The 20,840-nt window shown below is 40.8% G+C and carries 23 protein-coding genes and 1 pseudogene; 4 read left to right on the top strand and 20 right to left on the bottom strand.

All coding sequences use genetic code 11. The features are described from left to right. Positions 1 to 77 precede the first annotated feature (77 nt). Positions 78 to 905, top strand: a complete 828-nt coding sequence (locus K1I56_RS04025; RefSeq protein WP_223325335.1) for an exodeoxyribonuclease III — start codon at positions 78 to 80, stop codon at positions 903 to 905. An 11-nt stretch (positions 906 to 916) separates the two neighbouring features. Next, positions 917 to 1,303: a bleomycin resistance protein gene (locus K1I56_RS04020; protein WP_223325334.1), complete on the top strand. Its 387-nt coding sequence runs from the start codon at positions 917 to 919 to the stop codon at positions 1,301 to 1,303. Between the two features lie 84 nt (positions 1,304 to 1,387). Here K1I56_RS04020 and K1I56_RS04015 read toward each other — a convergent pair whose 3' ends face one another. Beyond that, the gene (locus tag K1I56_RS04015; protein WP_223325333.1) at positions 1,388 to 2,041 is read right to left on the bottom strand and encodes a hypothetical protein; all 654 of its coding nucleotides are present in this window, start codon (positions 2,039 to 2,041) and stop codon (positions 1,388 to 1,390) included. 107 nt (positions 2,042 to 2,148) lie between these two features. On the opposite strand from K1I56_RS04015, the pseudogene K1I56_RS04010 reads away from it, so the two are divergent. After that, positions 2,149 to 2,241 (top strand): annotated as a pseudogene (locus K1I56_RS04010) (bleomycin resistance protein); the annotation flags it as partial. 191 nt (positions 2,242 to 2,432) lie between these two features. Here K1I56_RS04010 and K1I56_RS04005 read toward each other — a convergent pair. From K1I56_RS04005 to K1I56_RS03915, 19 genes are all read right to left on the bottom strand, one after another. Then, positions 2,433 to 4,400: a peptide ABC transporter substrate-binding protein gene (locus tag K1I56_RS04005; protein WP_223325332.1), complete on the bottom strand. Its 1,968-nt coding sequence runs from the start codon at positions 4,398 to 4,400 to the stop codon at positions 2,433 to 2,435. A gap of 265 nt (positions 4,401 to 4,665) precedes the next feature. Continuing rightward, positions 4,666 to 5,289: an endonuclease III gene (nth, locus tag K1I56_RS04000; RefSeq protein ID WP_070594429.1), complete on the bottom strand. Its 624-nt coding sequence runs from the start codon at positions 5,287 to 5,289 to the stop codon at positions 4,666 to 4,668. 104 nt (positions 5,290 to 5,393) lie between these two features. Further along, on the bottom strand, positions 5,394 to 5,702 hold the full coding sequence (locus K1I56_RS03995) for a YjgN family protein (protein ID WP_070594428.1): 309 nt from the start codon (positions 5,700 to 5,702) through the stop codon (positions 5,394 to 5,396). Positions 5,703 to 5,724: 22 nt separating this feature from the next. Further along, positions 5,725 to 6,417 carry a 5'-methylthioadenosine/adenosylhomocysteine nucleosidase gene (locus K1I56_RS03990; protein ID WP_021152843.1) on the bottom strand — a complete coding sequence of 231 codons (693 nt, stop codon included), beginning with the start codon at positions 6,415 to 6,417 and terminating at the stop codon, positions 5,725 to 5,727. Positions 6,418 to 6,441: 24 nt separating this feature from the next. Next, positions 6,442 to 6,777 (bottom strand): cell wall synthase accessory phosphoprotein MacP, encoded by a 336-nt coding sequence (macP, locus tag K1I56_RS03985; RefSeq protein WP_070589511.1) that lies wholly within the window; start codon positions 6,775 to 6,777, stop codon positions 6,442 to 6,444. 11 nt (positions 6,778 to 6,788) lie between these two features. Next, positions 6,789 to 7,334, bottom strand: a complete 546-nt coding sequence (locus tag K1I56_RS03980; RefSeq protein ID WP_223325331.1) for an NUDIX hydrolase — start codon at positions 7,332 to 7,334, stop codon at positions 6,789 to 6,791. Positions 7,335 to 7,343: 9 nt separating this feature from the next. Then, entirely contained in the window at positions 7,344 to 8,723 is a 1,380-nt protein-coding gene (gene glmU / locus K1I56_RS03975; protein WP_021152840.1) for a bifunctional UDP-N-acetylglucosamine diphosphorylase/glucosamine-1-phosphate N-acetyltransferase GlmU, read from the bottom strand. A gap of 378 nt (positions 8,724 to 9,101) precedes the next feature. Then, complete coding sequence (locus K1I56_RS03970) at positions 9,102 to 9,542, bottom strand: ASCH domain-containing protein (RefSeq protein WP_003006232.1); 441 nt, start codon at positions 9,540 to 9,542, stop codon at positions 9,102 to 9,104. Further along, entirely contained in the window at positions 9,539 to 10,387 is an 849-nt protein-coding gene (locus K1I56_RS03965; protein WP_223325330.1) for a putative PEP-binding protein, read from the bottom strand. Before K1I56_RS03965 ends, K1I56_RS03970 begins: the two co-directional genes overlap by 4 nt. Before the next feature lie 41 nt (positions 10,388 to 10,428). Then, positions 10,429 to 11,157, bottom strand: a complete 729-nt coding sequence (locus K1I56_RS03960) for a GNAT family N-acetyltransferase (RefSeq protein ID WP_223325329.1) — start codon at positions 11,155 to 11,157, stop codon at positions 10,429 to 10,431. A 7-nt stretch (positions 11,158 to 11,164) separates the two neighbouring features. Continuing rightward, a complete protein-coding gene (locus K1I56_RS03955; protein ID WP_223325328.1) occupies positions 11,165 to 11,644 on the bottom strand; it encodes an NUDIX hydrolase in 480 nt (159 codons plus the stop codon). A 99-nt stretch (positions 11,645 to 11,743) separates the two neighbouring features. Next, positions 11,744 to 12,946, bottom strand: a complete 1,203-nt coding sequence (locus K1I56_RS03950; RefSeq protein ID WP_223325327.1) for an ABC transporter permease — start codon at positions 12,944 to 12,946, stop codon at positions 11,744 to 11,746. Positions 12,947 to 12,950: 4 nt separating this feature from the next. Continuing rightward, positions 12,951 to 13,610, bottom strand: a complete 660-nt coding sequence (locus K1I56_RS03945) for an ABC transporter ATP-binding protein (protein ID WP_049486387.1) — start codon at positions 13,608 to 13,610, stop codon at positions 12,951 to 12,953. A gap of 210 nt (positions 13,611 to 13,820) precedes the next feature. Beyond that, the gene (locus K1I56_RS03940; RefSeq protein ID WP_223325326.1) at positions 13,821 to 14,519 is read right to left on the bottom strand and encodes a 3-oxoacyl-ACP reductase; all 699 of its coding nucleotides are present in this window, start codon (positions 14,517 to 14,519) and stop codon (positions 13,821 to 13,823) included. Continuing rightward, complete coding sequence (locus tag K1I56_RS03935) at positions 14,512 to 14,748, bottom strand: DUF2829 domain-containing protein (protein WP_049497199.1); 237 nt, start codon at positions 14,746 to 14,748, stop codon at positions 14,512 to 14,514. The genes K1I56_RS03940 and K1I56_RS03935 overlap by 8 nt, the downstream gene beginning before the upstream one ends. A gap of 104 nt (positions 14,749 to 14,852) precedes the next feature. After that, on the bottom strand, positions 14,853 to 16,244 hold the full coding sequence (locus tag K1I56_RS03930) for an APC family permease (protein WP_223325325.1): 1,392 nt from the start codon (positions 16,242 to 16,244) through the stop codon (positions 14,853 to 14,855). Between the two features lie 284 nt (positions 16,245 to 16,528). Continuing rightward, the gene (locus K1I56_RS03925) at positions 16,529 to 17,359 is read right to left on the bottom strand and encodes a hypothetical protein (RefSeq protein ID WP_223325324.1); all 831 of its coding nucleotides are present in this window, start codon (positions 17,357 to 17,359) and stop codon (positions 16,529 to 16,531) included. Beyond that, positions 17,356 to 18,156, bottom strand: coding sequence for a hypothetical protein (locus K1I56_RS03920; protein ID WP_223325323.1), 801 nt, complete (start codon positions 18,154 to 18,156; stop codon positions 17,356 to 17,358). The genes K1I56_RS03925 and K1I56_RS03920 overlap by 4 nt, the downstream gene beginning before the upstream one ends. Beyond that, complete coding sequence (locus tag K1I56_RS03915) at positions 18,150 to 18,479, bottom strand: PadR family transcriptional regulator (RefSeq protein WP_223325322.1); 330 nt, start codon at positions 18,477 to 18,479, stop codon at positions 18,150 to 18,152. The genes K1I56_RS03920 and K1I56_RS03915 overlap by 7 nt, the downstream gene beginning before the upstream one ends. 259 nt (positions 18,480 to 18,738) lie before the next feature. Here K1I56_RS03915 and K1I56_RS03910 point away from each other — a divergent pair, with 259 nt between their 5' ends. Further along, positions 18,739 to 20,703, top strand: a complete 1,965-nt coding sequence (locus K1I56_RS03910; RefSeq protein ID WP_014713037.1) for a peptide ABC transporter substrate-binding protein — start codon at positions 18,739 to 18,741, stop codon at positions 20,701 to 20,703. Positions 20,704 to 20,840 lie beyond the last annotated feature (137 nt).

Below are 20,840 nucleotides of genomic sequence, written 5' to 3'. Positions count from 1 at the left end.
TCAAGGCATTCTAATCAGAAAAAAATATATTTTTTGTTATAATAAAGTTATCTATCATGTCAAGAAAAGGAAACACAATGAAACTCATTTCATGGAATATCGACTCGCTTAATGCTGCATTGACCAGCGATTCAGCACGCGCTAAACTCTCTCAAGAAGTCCTTCAAACCTTGGTCGCTGAGGATGCAGATATCATTGCCATTCAAGAAACCAAGTTATCCGCCAAAGGACCTACTAAAAAACACCTCGAAATTCTTGAGGAACTCTTTCCTGGCTACGAAAATACCTGGCGCTCTTCTCAAGAACCAGCTCGCAAAGGCTATGCTGGAACCATGTTCCTCTATAAAAAAGAGCTTACTCCCGTTGTGACTTTCCCTGAAATTGGAGCTCCTTCGACCATGGATTTGGAAGGCCGGATCATTACTCTGGAATTTGATGGCTTCTTTGTAACACAAGTCTATACTCCTAATGCCGGTGATGGCCTCAAACGTTTAGCAGAACGTCAAGTCTGGGATGTCAAATATGCGGAGTACTTGGCTGAACTTGATAAGCAAAAACCTGTCCTTGCTACAGGTGACTACAACGTGGCCCACAAGGAAATCGACCTTGCTAATCCAGCCAGCAACCGTCGTTCACCAGGTTTCACAGATGAAGAACGTGCAGGCTTTACCAACCTTCTGGCAACAGGCTTTACAGATACCTTCCGCCACCTTCACGGTGATGTGCCGGAGCGTTACACTTGGTGGGCACAACGCAGTAAAACCTCAAAAATCAACAATACAGGCTGGAGAATCGACTATTGGCTCACAAGTAACCGTGTAGCAGACAAGGTTACCAAGTCAGACATGATTGACTCAGGCGCACGCCAAGACCACACACCCATTGTCTTGGAGATTAAATTATAAGGATTTTCTTTATGAACTACAATGCAGTAATTCCCGAGTTTATGGTATCGAATATAGAACAGTCCCGTTCCTTCTACTGTGATTTACTGGGTTTCACCATCGAATACGGGCGACCAGAAGAGAACTTCCTCTTTCTTTCTCTTGAAGAGTGCCAGCTAATGATAGAGGAGGGGAGTAAGGAGGAACTAGCTGAACTGACCTACCCCTTTGGTCGTGGAGTTAATATCTCCTTCGGCATAAAAGATGTCCCTAGACTCTATCAAAAAGTAATCGAGTCTAACTATCCTATTCATCGCCCATTGACCAAAAGAAAATTTCGTGTTGACGACCATTATATTTATCCTCATGAATTTGCAGTTTTAGATCCAGATGGCTATTTTTTAAGATTTAGTGAATAAGAAAATAGATCACTAGAGTAGAAAAAGAAACAAAAAAAGAAAGAGACTAATCACATTGATTAGTCTCTTTTAGTTTTTTAAGGATTATTTCCCCGGAGTATTCGGATCTAGGCCCCAAGATTGCTCGAGAACAGGTCTTAAGGATTTAATCATATCTTCTGAACCTTGGATTATGATTGTGTATACTTTATCTCCTTTTTGGAATACCCATACGTATAAAGTACTCCCATCTTTAACTGTTACTTTTATTAAGAAAGCGTCCCCACCGGCAAATATAGCTTTTACACCTTCTATACTAGTTCGATTTTTGTGTTTTCCGAATGAGCTATATAAACGGTTCGCAAGTAACTCTGCGTCAAAGGTTTCGTTGGGGCCAAGTTTAACAGTATCTTTAGTGTTTGAATCCATTATTAACGCATTGTTTTTGTCTGGTGATAAATATTCGAGCGCTTTGCTACTTCGAGTAGTGCGTACGACCCAATCTTTAGGGATATTGATATAACCATATTTTTCATTTCCGATACGTTGAGTATCTGCAAGGGATATTTCTTTTGCCCCAGAAGAAGACCCAGGAGTTGTTGTTTGAGTTGTTGTCGTTGGTGCATCCGTAGTTTCTTTAGTGACTTCAGTTGTTGGTGCTGCTGTAGTTTCGTTTGTTTTCTTTTCTCTATTTCCGCATGCTGCTAGTATAAATGCAGATAGAAGCGTTACAGAGCTTAATATTATTTTGTTTTTCATCAGGATTGTTCTCCTTAAAGTGGTTGACTCACATGTATTATATCATTTTTTATAGTTTATTTAAATTAAAACAGGAAACGCCTTCACTAAAAAGCATAGGGTATAACAAAAGAAAATTTCGTGTTGGTGAACAGTATATCTATCCTCATGAATTTGCAGTTTTAGATCCAGATGGCTATTTTTTAAGATTTAGTGAATAGAATGATCATCACCCGTCTATGAGCCATACCCAAAAATCTATTTTTTTGAGTACAGTTCAATAGCAGGTGATTTATTTATCTTTCATCTTAAAGAATGAGACAGACTGACTTTCAAGACATAAAAAAACCGGAGCCCTTACATGACGGCTCCGACTTTTTTATCTTCATTGATAGACCAATGATTGATTTTTTTATTTTTTCTTCTCAATGTGATCTTTGAGATCTTCTTGAGCTTTTTTATTGGATTCTGCTTTTTTCTTCAACCATTCTTCTTTGGCCTTGTTAAAGTCTTTTGTTGTGACAACATCTTTAGACATTTCAAGGTATTTGTAGAAGGTTCCTGTTCCTTTTGTACCAACCCATGAAGCAGCACGGCTGTATGGTACGGTCCGTTGAAGCATTGGAGAACCACCATTTGAAACAGTTGGAAGCGTAATCGAGCTATCTGTCAACCATGCTTGCGCTGCTGCATATTTTTCATAGCGTTTTCCTTGATCCAACAGTTCAGCATCGGCGTCTTTCAACATGTTAGCGTATTGATCCAAACCAACTGTTGCAATGGCTGGATTATTTGAACCTGCATCAATACCAAGATAGTAGAAGACAGAACCATTTACTGGGCTGATACTTTCGAGGTAAGTCGATGGGTCTTGGTAGTCAGGAGCCCAACCACCGCCTGAGATATCGTAATCTCTCGCAGCCGCTGTATCGCTGAAGTAGGTGATATTTTGGAAATCATCATCCGATACCTTTTGAAGGTCCACAACGACATTGTCTGCACCAAGCGCTGACTCTACAGATTGTTTGAAGGAGCTAGCTTGTTGGACCATGCTGTTGTCCACTTGGCTAACAATGTAGTCCAAATGAATTGGGAATTGAACGCCTTGTTTTTGCAATTCAGCTTTGGCTTTTGCAAAGGAAGCTTTGGCTTTTTCTGGGCTGTAAAGGCTCGTTTGACCATCGTCCAGGCTCACACCCTTCCATTGATCCCCATAGGTAACCAATTGTTTTTCAACGACCTTACCAAAATCTTCTCCATTGACTTGGACATAAGTTGGTGGCACCAAAGTGCTACGAAGGGTATTTTCAGCCGCATCAGATCCAGATACTTGTGCCGCATATGATTTGCGGTCAAAACCAAAGTTCACCGCTTGACGGAAGTCCTTGTTCAGGATTGCTTTCTTGGTAGAAGCTTTTTGTTCATCCGTAGTTTTGGCAGTGTGGTCATACTTTTGACGGTCCAAGTTGAATCCAAGATAGTAGGATGTTCCCAATTGCAAACCGTAGACAATGTTGTCGCCAAAGTTTTTCTTGACACTCTTATACGTCGAGCTGTTTGGCATAACAGATGCAAAGGAATATTGACCTTTTTCAAAGTTCTTAATGATAGAATCTGGGTTTGATCCATCGTTAAAGGTCAATTTGACATTGTCGATATGAACATTTTTCGCATCGTAATAGTCTTTGTTCTTGACCAATTCAATCTCAGATTTCGAAGTCAAAGATTTCAAGTAATATGGACCATTGTATAAGATGCTGCTGGGTTTCAAAGAACCAAAATCTTTTCCTTGAGATTTCAAGAAATCCGCATTGACTGGGAAAAGAACACCTGAGGTTGTTTTTGAGTTCCAGAAGCTTTCTGGACGAACTAAAGTATATTGGATGGTGTGGTCGTCTAAGGCTTTGACTCCAACTGTGTTAAAGTCTTTGGTTTCCCCTTTTACGTAGGCATCCAAACCTTTGATCGAATTTTGAATCAAGAAGAGACCTTCTGATTTAGACTCAACCGCGTGTTTGATCCCTGTAACAAAGTCTTGAGCCGTTACAGCACCATATTCTTCCCCTTCACTCGTATACCATTTGGCATCCTTACGAAGTTTGTAAGTATAGGTTAATCCATCTTCAGAGACAGTCCAATCTTCTGCTAGACTTGGCACAAAGTTTCCGTATCGGTCGTTTTCAAGAAGACCATCTACAAGGTTACTTGTGACATCTGAAGTCGTTGTACGAGTTGCAGCGATGTAATCCAAGGTATTTGGATCCGCTGAATAGACGAATGAGTAGGTTGCTTGATTGCTACTACCACCGCCACATGCTGCTAAGAGAAAGGCACCTGCAACAGAAACTCCTGCAAGAGCTAACAGTTTTTTTGCTTTCATCACTATCTCCTTATGTTAGATTTTCTACCATTATACACTATTTCTTACAAAAAACCAAATTTATTTAAAAAAAGTTCGTTATTTCTGAATGAATATAATAAGATATAAAGAAAAAGCATCTTGAAATCGATCTCAAAGAAGCCGGATAGGCGAGTCTAGGCACCTACCACCACAGATTTGCAAAACCGAATCTTTCAATCCTTTTAATAAATATACGTTTAGCCTAAAAAAGAACCTCTGCTCTTTCGAGCAGAGGAACTGATTCCTAATCAAAATGATAGAGTTGTGGGTACTGGTCACATTCAGGATTTTTAGGATGGCAGATAGCCCGTCCAAAGTAAATCATGGCTTGATGGGCAGCCAGCCATTCGCTCTTTGGCAGAACATCCATGACCCGCTTTTCAACTTCCAATGGTGTTGCTGATTTCTTGACGATATCATGGTGCTTGCAGATTCGCTCCACATGGGTATCGACAGCAAAAGCTGGAATGCCAAATCCTACACTCATGACCACATTTGCAGTCTTGCGTCCTACTCCTGCTAGACTTTCTAACTCTTCACGAGTCTGAGGTACTTGCCCATCAAAGTTATCCAGCAATTGTTGGGCACATTTTTTTAGAAATTTGGCCTTATTTCGATAGAGGCCTAATTTAGAAATATGCTTGGCGATATCGGATTCACTGGCTGCTGCCATGGCTTGCGGGGTTGGAAAAGCCGCAAACAAACCTGGTGTCGCTTTGTTAACAGCCGCGTCTGTCGTCTGAGCTGAGAGCATAACCGCTACTAACAATTCAAAATGATTACGAAAATCCAGACTTGGCTTAGCATCTGGAAAGAGGGCGATAATTTCTTCAATCACATGACGTGCCCGTTTCTTTGATAAAACCATATTCTCTCCTTTACATTACTAGTCTTTATTATAGCATGAAAGTTCCCTATTTCTGAAAGATTCGGCTTCAAAAAAGGACTAGTCCGTAGACGAGTCCTTTTCAATTAGTCTATAAAATGAGTATGCTTGGTAATCCATTGAGTGACCTTGATATTTAACCAGAACACATAGATCCCAAATGTAATGATGGTAAAGAACCACCATTTGATCCAATTTCCAAATAACTGCATAGCCGTGCCGTCAAAGTACTGACGACGACCATCAATCACGGTATGCTTGACCTTCCAGTTATACATAATGCACACGCCCCAAGGAGCACAAATCCCAAAAGTCAATACTGTAATGAAGGTTGCTAATAAAACATGGCCAATATATGAAAATAGACCTCCATCAAAATACGATTCACGATACATGGTCCATCTCCCTATATTTTTTCTACACCAATCTCTTCAAGAAGGTAATCAGGGTTTGAGCAGAGCGTTCGCCAGCCTCTACGATAAATTCATCAAAAGAAATATTGGCTGCGTGATCTGCCGTATCACTCATAGCTCGAATAACCATAAAGGGACGTCCAGCTGCATGAGCGGCTTGGGCAATAGCTGCCCCTTCCATCTCAACGGCCAAGACTTCTGGGAAATGCTCCCGAATTGCTGCGACTTTTTCTTCACTCGCGATAAAGCTATCTCCTGTTGTAATCAAGCCTACATGTGTGGTTGCAGCTTCTTCTTCCAGAACTTTTTTCATTTCTGATACGAAATAGCGACTGGATTCAAAGTAAAGTGGTTGACCTGCCATTTGACCATACTTATAACCAAAGGCTGTCACATCCACATCATGATAGGCCAATTTGTCCGCAAGGACGATATCCCCAACGGCCATTCCCGGTGCAACGGCACCTGCAGAACCCGTATTGATAATGGCTTCCACCTTAAAATCATTGGCCAAGACTGCTACACTCATAGCAGACATGACTTTTCCGATACCACTTTCAACCAAAACGACCTCATGGCGTCCAATAGATCCTGTATAGTAGACTTTTCCAAGACGCAGATGCTTTTCCCCATTTTCAAGGGCTTCAACCAAGATCTTCAACTCCTGGGGCATGGCTGCGATAATTCCAATTTTCATGTCATTTCTCTCCTTGTGACGACCTTATAAACGCCAAATAGCAATAATCAAGGCAATGAGGAGCACAATGATCCAGAACAAAATCTTATTGAGTTTGGATTGGACCACACTTTGTTTGCGTTCTTCAATGCGACGACTCTTGGTCACTGTGGGCTCCACTTGGATCTGCACAGTATCCTGAGAATAACGCTCTTGTGGACGTTCCCTACGACTCTCTCTCATAGGACGTTCATAGCCAAATCCTCTGTGGTCTGTCCGAATAATTTTCGTCTCTTCCGCATCGACCATTTTAGGACCGGTGATGTCCTCACCTCGCCTTGCTCGTTCAATCATTTCATCGGTTAATAAAGGTTTTCCCATCAGATCCTCCTCTATTTATTGATTAAGTCCCAATATTGGATCGCCATGATGGTCTTGGCATCACAGACTTCGCCAGTTTGGATTAAATCTTTGGCTTCCTTCAAAGTCACTTCTAATAACTCTAAGGTCTCATCCGCATCTTGTGGACGTGGATTTTCCACCTTTTTCAAGTTGGTCGCACCATAAAGTTTGATCCGCTCATTACAAAATCCAATGGCTGAATAAAAATCATACAACAACTCTAGATCAGCTGTGTAGCCAATTTCTTCTTCCAATTCGCGCAGAGCAGCCGCTTTAGGGTCTGCGTTTTCTCCCTTTTCTAACTTCCCTGCTGGAATCTCCACCGAGGTCCTTTCAATCGCCTTACGGTACTGCTTGACCAAGATCGTTTTCCCATCTTCTGTGATCGGCAAAACCGCTACTGCTCCATTATGGAAGATTAAATCACGCTGCGCTTGGCCTTTTCCAGCGGGTAGTTCTACTTGATCAGTGACCACTTGGAAAATCGGTCCCTGATAAATCTCCTTGCGCTCAATGGTTTTTTCTTCAAATTGCATGAGAATCTCCTATTTATTTTTAGGATGGTGTGGCAAGCGAAGGGCATACTCTTCTTTATTCACTTGACGGCCACGACCAATCGCAATCGCATCAGCTGGTACATCCTTGGTAATGGTTGATCCAGCACCGACTAAGGAATTGTCGCCTAATTCAACTGGCGCAATAATCGTCGAATTGGATCCGACAAAGACATTGTTTCCAATCGTCGTTTTAAACTTGTGTTGGCCATCATAATTCACAGTGATAGTTCCTGCCCCAAAGTTGACGTTGCTGCCGACTTGGCAGTTGCCGATGTAGGTCAAATGACCCGCTTTGGTATTTTCGCCAATAGACGAACCTTTGACTTCAACAAAGTTTCCAATATGGACATCTTTGGCGAGGCTAGATCCTGGACGAATATGAGCGTATGGTCCTACCGTCACGCCATCAGCTACCGTGCTCTCTTCAATCATAGAGTTAGTGATGACAGCAGCTGCCCCAATTTCACTGTCCACAATATAGGTTCCATTGGTTAAGACTGTTTCAGCCCCAATTTTTGTGTGTCCTTTTAAGGTAACATTGGCTTCGATTTGCACTTCTGGTGCGATCTCAACATCGACATCGATATAGGCCGCATCCGGATTGACAAAGCTCACCCCATTGACCATGTGGGCTTGGTTAATGCGACGACGCATGATGCCTTCTGCTGTTGCAAGGGCAACGCGGTCGTTAACCCCGAGACTTTCATCAAAGTCTTTGAGCGTATAAGCCCCAACTTTTTCACCAGCTTCACGGAAAATACCGATGACATCCGTGATATAGTATTCACCTTGGGCATTGTTAGTGTTTATATTTTTCAAAGCTTCAAAGAGGCGTGCATTGTCAAAGACATAAGTTCCTGTATTGATTTCCTTGATTTGCTTTTCAAAATCTGTCGCATCTTTTTGCTCGACGATTCGAAGCACTTCCGCATTGTCATTGCGGACAATCCGACCATAGCCAAATGGATTAGCTGCTTCGGCTGTCAAAATGGTTGCCACATTTTTGTGGTTGATATGAAAGTCAATCAAGTGTTTGAGGCTTTCACCCGTAATCAAAGGAGTATCCCCTGCAATGACAAGAGTATGGCCTTCAAGACCTTCCAAGACTGGCTCTGCCATCATGACCGCATGACCAGTTCCTAATTGCTCTGTTTGCTTAACAAACTCTGTTTGTCCCGCTAAGACTTGCTCCACCAATTCCGCCTTGTGGCCCACAACCGTTACAGTCTTCTCAGGTGAGATGGCTCCAACACTACGGAAGACATGCTCCAACATAGAGATCCCAGCAACCTTGTGAAGAACCTTAGGCAAATCTGACTTCATACGGGTACCTTTCCCCGCCGCTAAAATAATGGCATAATTTGGCATAACATTTCTCTTTTCTGTACAATATCGCTTACATTATACCATTTTTTAGCCCTTTTGGAAAATAAGACCCAGATCAAAAAACTCTCCAAAAAGGAGAGTCAGACTAAGATCAAATCTTCGTTGAGACTTTTCTTAGGTGAGTACGGACATCAGCGAACTTCTACGAAGTTCCATGATTTAGTTTTGAACCTAAAGTTTCAAAACTCCCGAGCGCTTGAAGCTCTAGGTTTCAAGCGCTTTTCTCACAGCGGAAAGTCTTAAAAAATCTTTTAATAGTTCTAAGAACTGGGCAGTATTTTTAGCTTGACACAATCACTAGGTATTGTTTGATAGAAAACAGTTATTCTCTTTTCTGATTTTCTAAATGGAGAGCGTGTTTTATAATGGATAAACCTTGCGAAATTCTTCTAAAACAACCTTGCTGTCAGGTGTAAACGTCAGACCTGCTTCTCCAAAGCAGTCTTTGAAAAAGTCTTCATGAACCTGACGCCAATAAGCTAGAGATTTGTCTCCTTCACCTTCCTTGTAGGCATGGTCAGCTGACACTTGATGGAAAGGCTGAACAGAAACCTTTGTAATTTCGACAATGCAGACAGCTTGATCCTTACTGTCTAAAACAACATCAAAGGTTCCTTCTTGGGGAAGGGGTTCGTCCTCTACTGCGTAAAGATCGTAAGCTGAGGCAGTTGCTGTTTTTTCGCCTTTAAAGACCAGTTCCGCTAAAAGGTCTGGGTCCACTCCAAAAGCCCAGGCATCTATCTCATCTCCGATAGAGGGGTTGATTTGCTTGTAGGCATTCCACATTTCTTGAGGTGTCATTTGTTGCTCCTTTGTAATTTTTTACTTTCTTCTTTTATGCGTTTGAGATGGTCTCGATGGTCAATCTCTAAATTAAACATCTCTGGAATAGAACTATAATGGATAATGCACTTGATATCCATTTGATTCATTTTTTGTATGAAAAAAGCATTCAGATATCCTGCTACGGCGAAATCTATCTTTTTCGTCCTTGCTTTATCCTGCATCTGTCTCAGCATTTCTAACATAATGGGACTTTCCATATCATGCCATTGACTGTTCCTCACAGTCGCAAAAACAAAAGAAGTCAAATCATTCATTCCCACTACAATCTTTGAAATACCAGCTTCCAGTATCCTGTCCAAGTCAAAATAAGCTGACGGTAATTCAATCATTGTTCCAACTTTTCCAGTAAAACCATGCTGGCGCAACACTCTAATAGCTTGTCTTAATTGGTCGGCATCATTGACAAAAGGAAAAATAACAGACAAATTGGGATTGATTTGATAAACTTCTGTAACAACATTTGCTTCAGCATGAAATTCATCCAAACACGCCAGTAAACGCCTAGTCCCTCTATATCCAAACAATGGGTGGCGTTCATCGAAATACACTTTTGTCCCATCTAGACTATTTGCTTCTGCATTTGTTAACTCTGAAAAGCGATACCAGACTTCTTCATCTGGGTACAAATGGCAAATAGTGTCTAGATAATCTTTTACAAATTGCTGACAACTTTTTAGCAGTATATTTTGACTGATCTCCCTCACCAAATATTCGCCACGAATCATACCAACATGATGAAATAGTTGTGGGTAAATTTTTTCAACAATTCTTTCGCCACTAAGAGCCAGTTGATTTTGCATAGCGATTCCCCTCGTCTTAAAAGATACAATATTAGATATCATTATACGACACTTTCCTCTAGTTCAAAAGCTTCATAAGGTTCAACTAATTCGTATCCTAAAAATTCTGCTACTTTTTTAGAAGCCTCGTTATGAGCATCCCAAAGTGGGAACATTTCTCTATTTAAAGCCTCTAGAATCATTGCAGCACCAAGTTTTTTAGCAAATCCCTTTCCTTGTTTGTCTGGTCTAGTTGCAACTTCCACTTCAACTGCTCCGTGGTAAACTAACCCTGAGGAAATCCCAGCAATCAGTTCATTATTTTTAAGAATAACAAAGCCAAATCCACCTTTTAAAGCAAAATCCTGGTAGGACTCAAAATCCCCCTGTAAATCTTGTGACCATTCTTCCTCAGAAAGATAGTTATAAATACGATTGTCAATAGGTACAATATTGTAACCTTCCTCTAAATGAGTAACTAGATCATTTAGAAATTCAACTTGAAAATTTGCCTTATCCTTAAAAGAATAGCGAGTAAAAGAAATTAACCCCACTTGCCGATGCAGAAAATCTTGCCACTTAGTGTCTTCTGAAATAATAATCTTATAATCTAAACCATATTGCCTAACAAAGTCTTCCCAAAATCTGGGATCCAACTCCCCTGCTAGGTATAGAAAATTCCCAATATCATAAAAGCTCGTTGTCCTATCACTGTTTCGATAAACAGTTCCAATTTGAGATTTAAGACCATAGAGAACCATATATTTCTTCCATGTTTTAAATAGTTCCATTCTCCCTCTATTTTACCTTCCAATTTCTATAGCTTATCAGTTCTAATTCTGGAAATCCTTCTAACTCTGCCTTTACCTTCAATACTAAGGGAGAAGCATTGTCTGCAGTAATTTCTTCCACATTCAACCAAATGGCATTGGCTGAATCATTGCTTCCATCAAGAACCTCCTGAGGAAGGGATTGTTGAGAGCTCTCGAAATCGAGTACGATATCATAAAAGGCCATGATATGATGCACTGCGAAGTCTTTCCCTTCTTCTTGAACCATCACGTCATACATCCTAGGATTAGCGTATCTGCTAATCGTATAGCCCGTCTCTTCCAGAACTTCTCGCTTGAGTGTTTCGGTCAGTCCCTCCCCTAGTTCCTGGCTACCACCCGGTAGATCAAAACGATGCTGATAAGGGCCTCTTGTTTTTTCAATGCAGAGTAGTTTCCCCTCTTGAAGACAGACTCCGTAGACACCAAAGTGATTTTTGATTTCCATCAAATCCTCCTACTTTCATTCAAAGCTCAGTCGATAGTGAAACCAGTATAGCTATTCTTTTTGCAACACCATCTCTTATTGACCCTAATCATTTCTTCTCTATTGATTTAATACTTTTTCAATATCAATTTTAGTAATTTTTCTAGATACCAATAATCCTGCAAAAACTGAAGTAAGTATCCCTATTAATACCGGGAACAACAATCTGCTAAGTTCAATATCTAGTGGCAATCCACTCAAAAAGATGATCAAATAAGAAATAGCAATTCCTATCACCAATCCCGCGCTTGTACCTCGTACTCCCATCATGAAGCTTTCAAATAAATATATTCTTTTTATCTGTCGATCAGATGCACCGATGATTTTAAAAGTTGCGATCTGTTTATGATTCTCCTGAATGGTAATGGCAAGAATATTGATGATATTAATAATCGCTACAATAGAGATAAGAACTATGATTAAGAGGATAAAAAGGTCGATGTAGGAAAACCATCTGGATAGCATATTGATAACATCCTGTTGTGTTGCTACAACAACATCTAATCCTGTTCCTGATAAAGATTGTTTTAAATTTTCATTTTTTAAAACATTCTTTTCTATCTTATTTGCTACTTCATTTAAATCGGTTCCATTTTTTACAGTAGCATTCAGATAGTAATACTTATTTGATGAAACGCTACTACTTTTTACATTGATTGCCATCATTTGATTTATTTCTGTTGGCAAGGTAGAAAATAACTGCGCTTCTTGCTTGTCTATAATGCCAGAAATTACAAACTTTTCATAATGATTATCAATCTTAATAGTCACCGTATCTCCGACATTCATTGATGTAGCCTTGTGTACGGAATCTCCGATTAATATTTCATTGTCCTTCTCTGGAAATTTCCCTTCAGCAATTCTAATATTCAGGTTTTTTAAATACTTTTCTTCTAGACAATGGATAGTATTGGAAACCGATGTCTTACCATTTTGGAATTTGATATCATCCGTAAATAATAGTTTTACACCAGTAATATTTTTTACTTCATCTATTTTTTTTACTCGATCAATATCTTCATTAGAAAATAAAGGCAAAGCATTATAATTCAGAGAATTTTCTTTATTACCAAAGGCAACAGTAACAACATTTTTATTTGCTACAGTCATTTCATTAATCATTTTATTATAGAAAGAATTAGAAATGAGCATCACTAAAACAATTAGCAAAACAGAGATCGCTATTGACAGTCGAACTAATCTATATCTTCGTTTGTTAACTTCTAAATCTCTTTTAGCAATGAATAATATGGAATGATTCATTTTATCATCTCCTTACGTACTCAATTTTGCCATCAACAACTGTGCAAATAGACTGCATACTATTGGCCACCTTATCACTATGAGTTACTGTTATAATCGTGATACCTAACTCCTCATTGATCCGCTTCAACAATTCTATTATATTTTGTTCGTTAGCAGCGTCTAAATTACCAGTAGGTTCATCTGCTATCAATATTTCTGGATTATTAATAAGAGCTCTTGCCAAGGCAACTCTTTGTTTTTCACCTCCACTAATCTTATCAATACTCTTGCTTAACATTTCCTTTGAAAGACCTAGAGTGTTACAAATTTCGTTAATGTTATTCTCTCCATTTTCAAAAAAATATCTTGGAAGTAGAATATTCTCTTTCACCGTGAAACCTGAAATCAAATTAAAGTTTTGGAAGACACAGCCAATATTCCTACGCCTTACCTTACTCAAATTTTTCATATCTAAAATGGAACTACCACAGACTAAGATATCCCCCTCATTTAAACTGGTAATCCCTAATATTAATTTAACAAGAGTAGTTTTTCCTAATCCAGAACGGCCAACTATTGCAGTCGTGCTACCTTTTTTAAATTCAAAATTACAATTTTTGAAAATGTATCTGACATTCGATCCATCACTAAAACATTTAGTAACATTTACTAATTTAATCATGATTTCACCTTCATTCCACAATAACTTAGCAAATCAATTGTACTATTCGTTTCTTCTAAAACAATCTCTTAAGGTTTCAGGTAGAGCCCATTCAAAAAGTTCTTCTGAACTTACCCTCAGTTATCTTCATAATTGTTATTATCCCTGTGTTTTTAAGGAAAAAACAATTACATTTCTTAGTAAGATTTTAGCTCCTGCTTTTTCATTTCCCTACTTCAAACTCCATCCACCATCAATGGTCAGGATTTGCCCTTGCATGGCAGACGCCTTCCCGTTAGCCAAAAAGAGACTGACTTCTGCTACTTCCTCTGGTTCAATCCAGCGCTTGATGGGCGTCTCACTGGCTACCCAGTCTGCTAGGCCACCTGGCTCAAAATCTGCTGCGGTCATGCCTGTTTTGACAGCTCCCGGCGCGATGCCAAAGACCTGAATGCCAACTTCTGCATAATCCAGCGCCAACTGCTTGGTAAAGCCCGCTAGAGCATGCTTGGACGAGGTATAAGCGTGACCGCCTCCTCCTGCCAGGCTAGAAGCAATGGAGCACATATTGATAATGATCCCTTGCTTCTTCTTCAACATTTGAGTCAGATAATGCCGCGTCAGCTCCACCGGAGTCACATAGTTGATCTCAAAGATCTCCTGAATCTCCTGAGCGCTTTGCTCCAGAAGCGGTTTGTAATCATCCAAAACTCCTGCTGTATTGCACAAGACCTCTACCTCAGGACACCAGTCAAAAATCGGCGTCAAATCCAGAGTTAAGTCCCTCTGCAAGAAATGGAAAGCACCCGACAACTGCGGATCCGCTCCCTGGTCCACGCCATAGACCTGGTAGCCCTTTTCTAGAAAGAGACGAGCTTGAGCCAGACCAATCCCGGAACTCACGCCTGTAATCAAGACCCTTTTAGTCATGGACTTCCACCCAATCTGTCGCTAAGACATCACAAGGGGTTGGACTCCACATGGAGAAACCTTCGCCTTCACCAGACACATTGATGAGGAAATAAGGTGTCACTTCCAGAGCCACCCCATCTTGCTCAATGGTATCAAAAAGTTGGACGTAGTTTTCTGCTCCACCCCAGCCTGTACGTACATATTTTTTCTTAGCCTTTAAGCCTGGTAAAATCTCTTCAAATGTCATGTTTTTCTCCTTTGTTATCTAGTTAACTTTCTCCCTTTATTATATCAAAAAAAGAGCTTTCCCTATACAAAAAGCCAGAGTTCTTCTACTCTAGCTTTTATGTTTTATTGATTTTCTTCTGAATGGCGATACCCATAACCGAAATAAATTCCAACCCCGATCAGGAGAGCAACTCCGAAGGCCAGCCAGGTCGATAGGGAATACTGGGTCATAAAGGACAGACAGACCACAATCGATAGGATTGGCAAGACCGGAACCAAGGGCGTTTTAAATTCACCAGGTCCAGGGGCCCCGTGTTCCTTACGCAATTTCAAGAGGGCAAGGGCCAACATAACCAGGTAAGCCAAGGTACAGATGTTTAAGAAGGAAGCGATACTGGCTAGTGGAAAGACTCCACCAGCAATGGCAGCCATCGATCCAGCTACTAGTGTTGCATTTTTTGGAATTCTGGTTTTTGGATCGAGCTGTTTCATAGCTTTTGGTAAGAGACCATCCCGCGCCAAACTGTAAATCATCCGTGAAAGGGCAAAGGTCATGGAAATGCAGACGGTAATCAAGGTCAAAATAGCCACTAAGGATACATAATTTCCAGCCCAACCAGCTCCGACCTGACGAAGGGCAAAGGCAACCGCGTCTTCTACATTTAAGTTCTTAAAAGGAACCATACCGGTCAAAACCAGGGTGACCAAGATATAAAGAATGGTTGTGATCAAGAGACTGAGGACAATGCCGCGAGGGACGTTCTTTTGTGGTTCCTTGATTTCGTCGACCGCCATTGAAATGGACTCAAAACCAAGAAAGGCAAAGAACATAAGCGAAGCTCCAGCCATAATCCCTGTCTGACCACCATAGATTTCGCCAAATCCATACGGAGCAAAGTTTGCCCAGTTGCCAGGATTTAGGTGAAAAATCCCGACAAGAATAAACAAGGCAAGAGCGGAGAACTTGAGTAAGACCAGCAAGGAATTAAAGCGTAAAACCGCTTTTGCATTCATAAGGACTAAGGCTGTGACGAGGACCATAACCAAAATAGGCAAGAGATCCACATAAGTTCCCTTAGCTGGATCAAAAGTCCCGTTTAAAGCTGTCGGCAGGCTCCAGCCAAGATTGGCCAACAAGCCCTTGAAATACGCAGCCCAACCTGAAGCCACCCCTGATACAGCTGTCATAAATTCCATCACAGTCAACCAACCTGCAATCCAGGCTGGAAACTCTCCAAAGATGGCATAGAGGTAACTATAGGCCCCACCAGTTGAAGGGATGCGAGACGCAAACTCAGCAAAGAAGAGGGCAGATAAGCCGACGCAAAAAGCCGCAATCACAATCGAAATGATGAGGGCTGGACCAGCTAAATTCGCTGCTGCGGTTCCCGTAATCGTGAAGATCCCCGTCCCCACCATGGCACCAATTCCTAAAATAATCAAATCCCATAAACGTAAATGGCGGTTTAACCCTGGGTGAACCTGTCCCAAAGACTTTTTTCGAAATAAATTCATATCTATTCTCCCATCTAATGAGTTTATTCTATCATACTTGGACAAGAAAGAGAGTGGGACAGAAATCGGTAATTCCTTAGAATTCGATTTCGTCGTCCCACCTCCGCACAGTTGAGTAGGGCATCTTTGGAACTTGAAAAGCGAACAACTACTTAGGAAACTTGCTTAGCAAGTCCTATCTACCACCTCAAAGCAGTGCTTTGAGCACTCAACCACTGCGTCTTGCTCGACAATCCAAAAACAATTGAGAGGCTAGGACTTTAGTCCCAGCCCCCCTTTTCTTTCTATTTATCACTTTCCGTCCTATTCTTTTTCAAAGCACGAATCGTAAACCAATAATAAATAACCAGCCCAAAGACGATGATCACTGTGGGCAGAAGAACTGTCATACCAAGATTCTGAACTCCTTGTGCCAAGGTCCAGCGATGTAAGAATCCAACCCCTAAAAAGGCGACGATAGGAAAGATGAAAGCTCGTCCAAACTCTTCTTTCCATTGCCAAAGAATGAGAGCCCCGCTAGCCCCTGTCATGAGAAGAGTATCCCAAGGACTAGGGACTACAAACCAAGCAAGAGCTGGCAAGAAGCGGACTCCCACTATTTCACCGACAAAATAGAATCCTAGAACTAGAACAAATGCTACATAAATTGCTTTTTTCGTTTTTTCCTCCGCAAAAATGAGACGACGAAGGAGATAGAAGATGATCCCAACAGTTAGGAGTCCCAAAATGATGTCGGTTAAATCGACTAGCGGCTTGAGCACAAGGACCGCTTGGGAAGCAAAATCACTTAAGAGGCGATAAAAAATCACAATACCTGAAAAGATAGCCCCATATTTTAGAACAGAGCGAGTCGATTCTTTGGGCATATTTTCGATGATTTGGTCTGCCATTCCCTTCGGATCAAGGCCAAAAAAATCCTTTGCCGTGAGGCCATCTCCGCTTGCTTGTGAAAAATCTACCGCTAAATTATAGACCTGCTCTCTTAAGGCTTTCTCCTCATATAAAAAACCTGCAAAATTGAAATAATCCCAGAGATCTTGGAAATAAACTTGGTCCTCTTGGCTAAAGGTTTGCATCAAGGCCTGCGTTTCTTCAAAATACATTGCTGATTTCATGCTTCTTCCTTCTTTCTTTGGAGACAAAATACAATAAGGGTCAGGACTAGTCCCATGAGAGGAAGTAACCAGCCTATTAAATGAGCAGTTTCCTGATTCACAAGGCGAATCCAGCATCCTGTAACTAAGAAAGTCAGGCCCAGGACTAGTAGACTCGACATCAAACGACTCCTGCTTCTAAAAGCCATGACCGTAAACCCAAGTAGGACTAGGACAGCGAGAACAATCGCCCAACCATCTGATAAGAAGAGACCCCCAATGTGGCCAAAATAGATCGAACATAGTCGTACGATGTTCAGAAATACCATCAGGCTGATCACACTGATAAACATAGCCCAAGACCACTTCATTTCACCATAGCTCTGTTTGGACCAAAGCCACGTGATGAACTGGCTGAACACCAAGAAATTGAGGAGAATGACAACATAGGTCAAGGGTTCGATTTTCAGTGGTGTCATCCAGGTAAAATCCATTAAATAACGCATGCCAACTAAGATCACTCCAAGTAGGAAGACGAGTCCCACATAAGATCCTAAAGAACGTTTAGGCAAGTCTGAAAGAACTTGATCCACCATCGCCCGTGGATCCTTTCCAAAATAATCCACTGCTCGAATGCCTTCTTTCTCAGCAACTTTCAGGTCGCAAACCATATTGTAGAGTTGTTCACCGAGCGCTTCATCATCATAAAAATAGGACTTGGCCCCAATATAGGCCACCATTTTTTTCACATAGGCTTGATCCTCTTTGTCTAGATGAATCAATTCATCCGACATTTTTTCTGTATAACTTTCTACCATTCTTCTCCCTCCCTCTTGATACGTTCTACTTTTGTGACTAACTCCTGCCACTGGTCCCAAAATTCCTCTAAGCGCTCTCTTCCAGCATCACTGAGTGAAAAATACTTGCGATCAGGACCATCTGGAGACGGCCTCATTTCCCCATGAATAACCCCTTGTTTTTCTAATTTTTGAAGCAGGGGATAAATGGTCCCGGCGACAATCTTATCAAATCCCATCTCTTTGAGACTTTGGATCAATTCATAGCCATAGATGGCCTTTTTGGAAATAATCTCCAGCACACAGCCCTCCAAGACTCCCTTTAGTAATTGGGACTCTTTCATCCTTCTCACCTCTTTCTTCACATTCTTTACTAGTTTGTTTTACATACTAGTCTTTTCACTAACAGTATACTCTTTCTCAACTAGTATGTAAAGCATAATAGTAATTTTTTAAAAAAAATTTTATTCCTTAAAAATCCTTTAAAATCAAGGCTTTCACTGTATACTGGTGTGTAAATATACAAAAAAAGTTCAAAAAACACTTTATTTTATAGATTGATTGGAGTATAATAATTAAAATTATTCAAAAGGAGACACGAATATGAAAAAATCGAAGCTTGCTCTTTTAGCAGGTGTTGCCGCTGCTTCAACGCTTTTCCTTGCTGCATGTGGCTCATCTTCTAATGCGTCAAAGGGAACAACCTACAACTACGTGTATGGTACAGACCCTGATTCCTTGAACTATTTGACTTCAAATCGTTCAACTACAAGCGACATTACTACCAACTTGGTCGATGGTTTGTTTGAAAACGACCAATACGGTAACCTAGTGCCTGCTCTTGCTGAGGACTGGTCTGTTTCAAAAGACGGTCTGACTTATACCTACAAGCTTCGAAAAGACGCGAAGTGGTATGATTCAGAAGGAAATGAATACGCTGACGTCACTGCAAAAGATTTCGTGACATCTCTGAAATATGTAGCCGATAAAAAATCTGATGCACTTTACTTGGTTCAAAACTCAGTCAAAGGTTTGGATGACTATGTAAATGGGAAAACCAAAGACTTCTCAACCGTTGGGGTAAAAGCTGTTGATGATCATACTCTTCAATATACTTTGAACCAACCTGAATCTTTCTGGAATTCTAAATTGACGACTGCTACCATGATGCCAGTTAATGAAAAATTCTTGGAATCAGCTGGTAAAGATTTCGGTAGCGTGAAACCAAATGGGATCCTCTACAACGGGGCCTACATTTTGAAGTCCTTCACTTCAAAATCACAAATCGAGTTGGAAAAGAACCCTGAATACTACGACAAGAAAAATGTTCACATCGATACGGTTAAATTGACTTACTTCGATGGATCAGACCAAGACTATCTTGCTCGTAACTTCTCAGATGGTAACCTATCTACTGCTCGTCTCTTCCCAACAAGCTCAACCTACAGTACGATTGAGAAGAAATTCAAGGATAACATCGTTTATACCCCACAAGATTCTACTGTTTACTACGCTTACTTCAACGTCAACCGTCAAAATTACGGCCATACCAAGAAGACATCTGATGAGCAAAAGAACAACACGAAGACAGCCCTTCAAAACAAAAACTTCCGTCAAGCTTTGAACTTTGCTTTAGACAGAACTTCCTACAGCGCTCAAGTTAACGGGAAAGACGGAGCATCAAAAACTCTTCGTACCCTTCTAGTTCCACCGACATTTGTGCAAGCAGACGGGAAAGACTTCGGTACTCTCGTTGAAGAAAAACTTGCCGCAACAGGAGATGAGTGGAAAGGTGTTAGCTTCGCAGATGCTCAAGATAGCTTGCATAATGCGGACAAAGCCAAAGCGGAACTTGAAAAAGCGAAGGCTGAATTGCAATCACAAGGTGTTCAATTCCCAATCCATATCGACTATGTCGTAGACCAATCTTCTAATGCTCTTGTCCAACAAGCAGACTCTATGAAGAGCTCAATCGAAGCAGCTCTTGGTAAAGACAATGTCGTAATCGATGTACAAAAATTGTCTACAGACGATGCAGACAACGCTACTTACTTTGCCCAATCACCAGAGCAAAAAGACTTTGATATGGATATCACTGGTTGGGGACCTGACTTCCAAGACCCATCTACTTACTTGGATATCTTGAACCCAACAGATGGTTCAACCTTGACTGGTATGGGACTTGATCCTAAGAAAGACCAAGCGCTCATCGAAAAAATTGGTTTGAACCAATACAAAGAATTGTTGGATGCTGCCAATGCTGAAAAATTGGATACCAATGCACGTTATGAAAAATACGCTGCTGCCCAAGCTTGGTTGACAGAAAACGCCATTGTTCTTCCAATCTACTCTAAGGGTGGAGTTCCATCTATCACCAAGGTGACGCCATTCTCAGCAGCAAATTCTGCAATTGGTATTAAAGGTGAAACAAGCTTCTTCAAATACCAAAAAGTGCAAGACAAGACAGTCACAACGGCTGACTACGAAAAAGCTTATAAGAATTGGTTGAAAGAAAAAGAAGAATCAAACAAAAAAGCGCAAGAAGAACTTGCAAAACACGTGAAATAATCACGATAAAAACACCGAGGATCAAATCCTCGGTGTTTTTGATTAAGGAAAAACCTATCCTTGAAACTTTCCTTAGGTGAGTACGGACGTTAGCGAACTTCTTCGAAGTTCCATAACTTAGTTTTGGACCTAAGGTT

It is taken from the genome of Streptococcus parasanguinis, assembly GCF_019929185.1.
GTDB classification, from domain to species: domain Bacteria; phylum Bacillota; class Bacilli; order Lactobacillales; family Streptococcaceae; genus Streptococcus; species Streptococcus parasanguinis_O.
This window is presented reverse-complemented; position numbering and strand designations above follow the sequence as displayed.